The sequence below is a fragment of the Allomuricauda sp. CP2A genome (genome assembly GCF_001683915.1).
Taxonomy (GTDB): Bacteria; Bacteroidota; Bacteroidia; order Flavobacteriales; family Flavobacteriaceae; genus Flagellimonas.
In genome coordinates this window covers 1-9,068 of record NZ_LXTT01000055.1, presented here as the reverse complement: position 1 = coordinate 9,068, position 9,068 = coordinate 1, and the positions used below count along the sequence as shown (strand labels likewise).

The 9,068-nt window shown below is 44.7% G+C and carries 5 protein-coding genes; all 5 read right to left on the bottom strand.

The features are described from left to right. Positions 1 to 122: 122 nt before the first annotated feature. Entirely contained in the window at positions 123 to 1,052 is a 930-nt protein-coding gene (locus tag A7D14_RS20385) for a hypothetical protein (protein WP_067032015.1), read from the bottom strand. Between the two features lie 2 nt (positions 1,053 to 1,054). Beyond that, the gene (locus A7D14_RS07035; RefSeq protein WP_067032018.1) at positions 1,055 to 2,788 is read right to left on the bottom strand and encodes a SusD/RagB family nutrient-binding outer membrane lipoprotein; all 1,734 of its coding nucleotides are present in this window, start codon (positions 2,786 to 2,788) and stop codon (positions 1,055 to 1,057) included. A 19-nt stretch (positions 2,789 to 2,807) separates the two neighbouring features. Further along, a complete protein-coding gene (locus A7D14_RS07030; RefSeq protein WP_067032012.1) occupies positions 2,808 to 6,059 on the bottom strand; it encodes a SusC/RagA family TonB-linked outer membrane protein in 3,252 nt (1,083 codons plus the stop codon). 617 nt (positions 6,060 to 6,676) lie between these two features. Then, complete coding sequence (locus A7D14_RS07025) at positions 6,677 to 7,567, bottom strand: type IX secretion system membrane protein PorP/SprF (protein WP_067032009.1); 891 nt, start codon at positions 7,565 to 7,567, stop codon at positions 6,677 to 6,679. Between the two features lie 35 nt (positions 7,568 to 7,602). Further along, a partial coding sequence (locus A7D14_RS07020; protein ID WP_176712380.1) for a gliding motility-associated C-terminal domain-containing protein occupies positions 7,603 to 9,068 on the bottom strand: 1,466 nt, incomplete at its 5' end.

Genomic DNA, 9,068 nt, shown 5'->3' with positions numbered 1-9,068 from the left:
TCTGTATACATATCCGATATTTATAAATTATCCAACAAGAACCTTAGGTAAAAAACCCTCAAAATCGAAAACCTTGGAATGATTGTTCCAAGGTTTTCATTATTAAACAATTAAACACCTAGCTATATCTTTGATAAGATAAAGGCTTGGTTTTGTGAGGAACCGGAAAAATCCAAACTAAGGTTGATGTCTCCGGTACAGGTACCAATAGTACCATCTCCCGTTACCGTTGTAATGAATCCGCCCCCATAGTCCCATGGTTCGTTGGAACTTACCGTAACATTGCCCGTGGCAGTATCAATGGTCACAATTAAATAGGATGAATCTTTATTAATTATAAAGGGCCTTATTGTGTTGGGCAACCTAAAGGTAAATTCTCCGTCTTCTGATGGTAAAAACTCTGCCTGTACTACTTCTCCCCCACCATAATCTGCCCAGGCATCTGCTACTACGGTATAGTCCCCTTCAAAAAGCGATGCATCTGACAATGCGCAAAAAAATTGGGCCGAATATGCGAAGGGAGAGTTGAAAAAGCTTCCATTTAATACTGTTCCCTTGCCCCTATTGGTAAATTCCCTTCCATCGGATAGTTTTGCCACCAAACGAATGGAAAACGAATCAGCACTATCATAATCCCCATCCTGAAGGCCTAATGCCGAAAGCACTTCAGCCAAGGTTGCAGAAACTTCGACTCTTGGATAGCCAAAAGGTCCTTGTGAAAATGAAGAGGCCGGTATGGTTTTAATCAAAGTTTCCGTACCAGCCTCACCATTGTTTACAAATGTCATCAAAACGTCAATTGCTGTAAGCAAATCACCATCTTCAGCGTCCTGAGCTTCAAGAGTGACACTCCAAGATTTTGAAGTATCAAAAAAATCGAATGTCCCACTATTTATGGAGATGGTGCGCAACACCAATCCACGTGCAACGGTGGCTTCCACTTCGTCCACCAATTTATCATCGGAACTGCATGCGGCCAATAGCACCATTACCACTGACAGTGCAGTATATTTCCATTTATTTTTCATAATCTTCACGTTAAAATTTTTCATTGCTAGTTTGATCTGGGAAATGAGGGTCCTACAGGATTATTATCCCAAAACACTTGCACCCCAACATTTGGTTTTTGTGTAATGTTCGCGTTTGAGGTAACTGCCTGATTAGGATAAAACATAGATCTGGGGAAACTTCCCGGATCTGGCTCCCTGTTTGGCTGTAGCGTAGAAGGAAATCCAGTACGTCTATAAAAATTATAGGCCTCTATACCATTTCCGTAATGTGCTAAAAAGTGATTTTCGGCAAAAATATCCCATTGATCATCCCCAGTTGCGTTTCCGAAAGAAGTGACAACCCCATTAATGAAGGCTTCAAACTCAGCGTCTGTGGGTTCAAAGGACAAATCTGATACCATATCATTTGCCACAGAAGCACGAACTTTGGCTATCTGCTTTCTCATGCCAGCCTCAAAAAATACCTGTGCAGAGGCAACATCTCCGTCCACCAATGCAAGTTCTGCTCGCCAAAAATCGACCATAAAGGCATTAAGAATGGGCGTAATCCCCACCCCTCCTGCCCCCAAAGAAGCTGCGTTCGATTGACCTATAGGGCTAAAGCTGTCATCGTCAAATCTTCCTCCAGCAGGATAAACACCCCATGTGCTCCTTAGAAGGCCATCAGGTGGCGTTCCTTGATTGTCACCATGGTCTCTACCCCAATAACCATTTGGCAAACTACAAAAGGTAAACCCGCCATTGGTATAATGTTGGGGAGGTGTCTGCAAAGAGCACCTTAGTGTTTGTTCATCCGGAGGTGTACCTCCCTGGCCTGGCACTACGCTGACCTGTCTGTAGAAATAATATCTAATTCGGGGATCATCGTTGGTTTGCATTTGGTTGACCAACCAGTTAGACGTATAATCCCCAGCACCATTCGACACATAATTGAGCCCATATCTTGGATGTCTATTGTCTGGCTGTGCAGCACTTGTGGCTGGCCATTTGAACTCGAAATCATCAGCAGTATCCATTATATAATTACCCGAAGACACTATGGCATTGAAGGCTTCGACTGCACTTGGATCAACCAGTCTGGTTTGAAGATACAGTTTCATTTTTAAGGTGTTCGCCGCCTTTACCCACTTTGTGTAGTCATTGTTATAATAATAGTCAATGGATGGAGTCCCGGATGTGGTATTGGTGAAGTTTACAATGGCTTGATCTAAAAGCAAGAAAGCAGCTTCGTATACAGATTCACCACTATCCAATTTTGGGTTCACTATTTCGGGTCCCTGTACAGCTTCTGAGTAAGGGATGTCCCCAAAAAAATCAACCATTGCAGTAATGACATAGGCCTCAATGAACTGGGCTATCCCCAAATGACGGTTAAGCCCTGCTTCTTCAGCCAAAGGGGTCATCAAGCGGATGTCAAAAAGTATACCCCTATATGCATTGTCCCATTCGTCGTCCACATCACTGTCTTGATAGGTACTTTCATAGTTTCTACTGGACATTTGCATAATTCTTGTCAACTCCATTCCAATAGGTGAAAGTCCATCACCAAATTGGAATCCCCCTGTGGTAAAATTGTCATTGGGGTCTCCACTTGCATCCCCATCCAATTGTCTTACAAAATCCTCCTGAATAGATAACAGGAATAGGTCTGGACTGGCCTGTGTTGGTGTCAAAAAATTAGGATCCTCGGTAAGATCTAGTTCCGTGGTTTCACATGATGCCGCTCCAAGCAACACCAGGGATAGCACCAATACAATATATTTATTCGTTTTTCTCATCTTATTTTCTTTTTTCATCTTAGAATGTTGCTTTTACGCTCAAACCGTATCTTCTTGAACTGGGTCCATTTAAGAAATCAAATCCAAACCCATTGCCCACACCGGTTCCTGAAGTATTTGGGTCAAAATTGGCCCCATCTGGAGTATTGATGGCATCATACCAAAAGTTCTGACCTGAAACCTTGAACGTAAGGGCCCCAAAAGGGGTGTTGTCCAAAAACTTCTTGGGCAGATTATAGCTTAATGATGCCTCTTGTAGGCGTATAACGGTAGCATCCCATACCTGTAATTCAGAGGGTCCTCCAAAAACGTTACTGAAATAATAGTCCGAGTTATTTATCTGCAGATCATTCACCCTACCATCAGGTGTAACACCTGGCAATACATAAGTGTTTAAACGGTCCACAGTCTCTACAATAAGTCCTCTCCCCAACAGTGTGGAGATAGTACTTGACCATATATCGCCTCCATGGGTATAGTTCCACTGGAATCCTAGTGTGAAATTCTTGAATGAAAGAGTGTTGATAAGGTTGGCCACCCAATCTGGGTTGGGATCTCCGATAACCCCGTTTTGAGGGTCTGTAGCATAATCCCCTACCGAATCCACCACCAAATTACCATCATCATCCCTTAATACCCGGGTACCAAAAATCACGCCCATGGGTTCCCCTTCTATGGCAGCATTACCCAAATTTCCAAATCCAGAGTACACAATTTGGTCTGTATCCTGACCCAAATCAGTCACCTCAGATTCATTAGCCGTAAAGTTCAGATTGGATGTCCATGAAAAACCTCCATCTTCTTTGGGTCTGAACCATTGAACCCCCAAGTCCAGTTCAATACCTTCACCTTGGATTTCTCCAACATTGGTATTGGTTCTGAAGAAACCGGATGCCGGATCTAAGGGTTGGGTTACAATCAGATCTGTGGTAACCCTTTTATATAAGGACATGTCAAGGGTAATCCTGTTCTGCCACCATCTTGATTCCATACCTACCTCGATTTCATCCACCCGCTCGGGTTTCAAATTTGGATTACCAAGTGTTAAAGGGCTTGTATTGGTAACAATGTTCCTACCCGTATTATCTTGAAAGTCTTGAGCATCAAGAATTAAACGGTTGGCTACAGGGTAGTTATCCGAATTGGCATCGGGGAAACCTGCCGAAGTACCATAGCCAGCACGAATTTTCAAGTAATTGAGTACATTTTTACCCTTCAACCCTTCAAAGGCAGTTGTTGGTACAAATGAAAGACTTGCACTTGGATAAAAAAGGGATCTATTGGCTCTGGAAAGGTTCGAAGCCCAATCATTCCGACCAGCCAAGGTCAAGTAAACATAACTGTCATAATCCAATTCAAACTGACCATATGCTCCAGCCAAATTTCGTTCGGCAGAACTCTGAATCTCGTTTTGGTTCAAAAAATTAAAATGTCGCAGAACCCCAAAAACTTGCTGGTTATCACTTGCCACACCACTTTGATCAAAAAGTTCCCTTCTTGAGTTTACACCAAAGTTGAAAGTGGCACCAATCTTTTCCGTAATGTCATAATCTCCATTAATCGCAAGGTTATGATCCCAGATGGTGTTGGTATTGTTCCACGTTTCGTAAATACCACTGGCCAACCTAGGCTGTGGCACGTTCCCATTGATACCTCCTTTATTTTGATAGTTTACATTGTTTTCACTATATACATCGATTCCTGCTCTATATATGACATTTAAATTATCGTTGATTTCATATTGCAGTGTTGTTTGACCAAATACGCGGTTGGTTTCTTGTCTTGTGCCAGAATTGTTGACGGTCCACAGCGGATGCTGTATGTCATTACCATTCCTGTAATACACACTTCGACCATCAATTGGGCTTTGATATGGAAGATTAATCAAATCAATGCTCCTTGGGGTAAAGAACAAGTCCCCAAATACCGAAGAACCAGATCCAGTGGCCCCATTACCTGCACTGTATGCAACTGGTGGGGAAATGAATTTGGTCCTGGCAAAATTTAGTGTGCCCGATACCGTAAATTTATTGCTGAGTACTGCTCGTCCCCCGACACCTAAATTGTTCCTATTTAAGCTATTGCCCGGGGTAAAACCTTCGTCTTTGAGGTAACCATAATTTGCATTATAGCTTATTTTACCATCGTCTGATGCCCCACTGACATTGATTGAGGTATTGGTTACGGTTCCTGTTCTGAAAAAGTTACCAAAACTGTCATAGGGTCTCCATTCATATCGTATGTTGGCAAACTCTGGAAACCCTTGTTGGCCTGCCACCGATAATGTGTAAGGGTGAGGCAAAGTGCCCTGTGCATCAAATGCCGTACTATTGCCCCAACCTGCAATACCTTCTCGATCAAAACTAGGTCCCCAGTTACTAAAGAACCATCCAAAAGCTTGGTCAAACCCATTACCAAATTCATTTTGGTAGTCAGGTGTTGAAGCAATCTCATTGAAAAAAATCGAAGAGTTCACAGTAATCTCAGTCTTTTTGATGCCCTGACCTCCCGCACCGGCCTTGGTAGTAATGAGTATTACACCATTTCGACCCAAAGAACCGTAGAGCGTTGCAGCAGCCAAGCCTTTCAACACGTTCACACTCTCAATGGCGTTCGGGTCAAGATCAAGAAACCTACTGGATCCATTATTACCATTTATGAAGTCTTGTCGGTCCCCCTGTCTACCAACAGAATTGGTATCAGCATTGAAAGGAACCCCATCAACAATGAATAGTGGTTGGTTACTTTGACTAAACGAGTTATATCCTCGGATTATAATATTTGTTCCTGATCCAGAGAGTCCGCTCTGTTGGGTTATGTTTACACCAGATGCTTTGCCCAACAAGGCTCTTCCAATATCACCTTCGCCTCTTTGTTCAAGATCTTCCGCTCCCACTTCGGCCACCGCGTATCCAAGCGCTTGCCTTTCTCTCTTGATACCTAGGGCGGTCACCACCACCTCTTCAAGGGCTTGGGCATCCTCCTGCATCTGAACATTGATTATACTTTCAATGCCAATTGTCCTGCGCTCTGGTCTTTGACCAATATAGGTGAACAAGAGCACCTGACCTGTAGAGGCTGAAATTGAGTAATTTCCATCAAAATCGGTTTGGGTGCCAGAATTTGTTCCGTCAACAATAATGTTTACCCCAGGTAATGGCAACCCTTGGGAATCTGTAACATTACCTGAAATGTCTCTCTCTTGGCCCAGTAAAATTGCGGTTCCAATTAAGAAAACCACGAAGGTCAAGAACACTTTACTTTCTTTCATAGAGTTTAAAGTTTTGTTAGTAATTAATGAGCTAGTACAATTGAGAAAGGCGGGCGAGAGAAGCGGAGAATAGCTAATTCAAAAATCAAAAATGAGAACAAAACTCAATGGTTGTCTCTATTTTGGTAAGGCGTCTCACCGCCCTACCTTTACAATTGCAGGGTAAAAGAATTGAATTAAAACCAAGAGGATGTATGTACCGATAGAGTTATTCAAATTCTCCGTTGCAGATTTACATTTACAAAAAAGACAGTTTCAAAAGCAATAAAACAATCATCACTTCTATGAATTAATAAGGAAGGTTCCCAAAAACCCAGAATACCCCATTGCTTTAATCCAGTTTTTGATAAAAGAATTATCGTTGACCTGTGGGTTACATAATTTTAAAATTTTCCGAACCATAAGTAGCAGTAAAAAGTATTTTATCTCTCAACGTATATGAGCAATAGGAGAAAGCTCCATATAGACTTATGCATCAAAGGCTTGCCGTACAAATACAGGCCTTTTGTTTTTAGCTTCCTTATAGCTGAAAAATAAAAAGACGCCCCTACTTGGGGCGCCTTTTAAGCAGATTATGGCATTCTGCTCATGATTCTCATAGCCATAATAAAACTCAACTACATTTTTAATCGCATGAACAGTTCGTGTGTATTGTTGTCCAACCCGTCAATGGGGCTTTGGATGGCGGTCTCATAGGCATACCCCAAATTAAAGCCGTTGCTTATATTGAACAGGAACAATCCGCTGATGCTTTCATCGTACCTATAGCTGGCCCCGAACTCAAAGCGCTCACCAAAGTCCAGAATGCCCGTCAGTTCCACGGATATGGGCGAAGCGTCCACATAGCGCAACATCCCCATGGTCTTCAGATCCAAGGTTTTGCCCAAGAGAAAGGTGTGCCCCCCACTGAGGTAGGCATGCCTACGGTCTGCCCCTAAATAGGCGTTGCCGTTGCGTTCCTGCATACGGTCCGGGGTCAACAACTTTGGTGCCGACAATGACACAAAATACCTGTCGTGCCTTAAATAGGCCCCTGCACCCACATTGGGCGTGAACCGGCTCTCGTAGTCCATGAGTGCACCGTCCTGCCCCACTCCATAGGTGACCAGACCATCGGTGTTGGCATCATAGGAGTTGGCACTTCCCTTGATGCCGAAGTACAGGCGATGCTCTGCATCCAGATCAATGTAGTAGGAAACGTCTATGGCCATCCATGTCTGTTGTTCAATGAAGGTCCTGTCGTTGAGGATGGACACGCCAAGCCCCACATTTCTGCCCACTGGCATCCCGAAAATGGCACTCTGGCTCTCGGGGGCACCTTCAACTCCGGCCCATTGGCTCCGGATTCCCAAGGAGAACTCGGCCGCCTCTGAGCTTCCAGCAAAGGCCGGGTTGTAAATGTTCATGTTATAGCGGTAAAAGGTATAGTTGGGATCCTGTTGGGCGCTAGCCGAAACGGACAGTGCCAAGACCGCTATCAGTACCTGGAATTTATTGATAATATTCATGTCTTTTATATTGTGTTTTTTGTCTTGTTGTTTATTTAATAGTTGATAAAGATCCAGCCCTGGAGCGGAGCATTTCCATCCCCTAGGTCAATGATGTACATGTACGATCCAGCAGGGAGTTTCTCGTTCCTATCTTTGTAGAACCCTTCCCAATTGTTTCGGTACGATCTGGTGGCGAACACTTCGTGGCCCCATCGGTTGTAAACTTTGACCACATTGTTGGGATAGTTGTCTATCCCCGGTACGATCCAAGCATCGTTGTTACCATCACCGTTGGGGGTAAAAGCTTGGGCAGGCACCAATGAAGGTTCTTCATTTGTTGGGAACGCATCATCCCTATCTGCAACACCATCATTGTCATCATCATCATCCATATTGTCAGGAATGCCATCACCATCGGTATCCAATGGGGTGCTGGATGCATCCGTAGGATCGGTTCCTTCGGTCAATTCCACTTCGTCGGAATAGCCATCACCATCATCATCGGTATCGGCATTGTCACCGGTTCCATCTCCATCGGTATCGATGGTCTCTAAGGCATCATTTGGAAAATCGTCTTGATCATCGGGTATACCGTCATTGTCATCGTCATTGTCAACGTTGTCGCCAAGGCCGTCTCCGTCTGTATCGGTATCGGTAACTCCGTCATTGTCGTCGTCGGTATCAGCATTGTCACCAACACCATCGCCATCTATGTCGGAATCTTCGTTAGGGTCATTCGGGAAAGCGTCTTCATCATCTGGAGTACCATCGTTGTCGGCATCATCATCCGCATTGTCTCCCGTGCCGTCACCATCGGTGTCGGTATCCTCAGAATCATCTTTTGGGAATGCATCCTCGGAATCAGGGGTACCATCATTGTCATCGTCGGTATCAGCATTGTCACCAACACCATCGCCATCTATGTCGGAATCTTCGTTCGGGTCATTCGGGAAAGCGTCTTCATCATCTGGAGTACCATCGTTGTCGGCATCATCATCCGCATTGTCGCCCGTTCCGTCACCATCGGTATCGGTATCCTCAGAATCATCCTTTGGGAAGGCGTCCTCAGAATCAGGAGTGCCGTCGTTATCATCGTCCTCGTCGGCATTGTCTCCCGTGCCGTCACCATCGGTATCGGTATCCTCCGAATCATCTTTTGGGAATGCGTCCTCAGAATCAGGGGTACCGTCGTTGTCATCGTCGTCATCGGCATTGTCGCCCGTTCCGTCACCATCGGTGTCGGTATCCTCGGAATCATCCTTCGGGAAGGCGTCCTCAGAATCAGGGGTGCCGTCGTTGTCATCGTCGTCATCGGCATTGTCGCCTGTTCCGTCACCATCGGTATCGGTATCCTCGGAATCATCTTTTGGGAATGCGTCCTCAGAATCAGGGGTGCCGTCATTGTCATCGTCGTTATCGGCATTGTCACCCGTTCCGTCACCATCGGTGTCGGTATCCTCGGAATCATCTTTTGGGAATGCGTCCTCAGAATCAGGGGTGCCGTCATTGTCATCGTCGT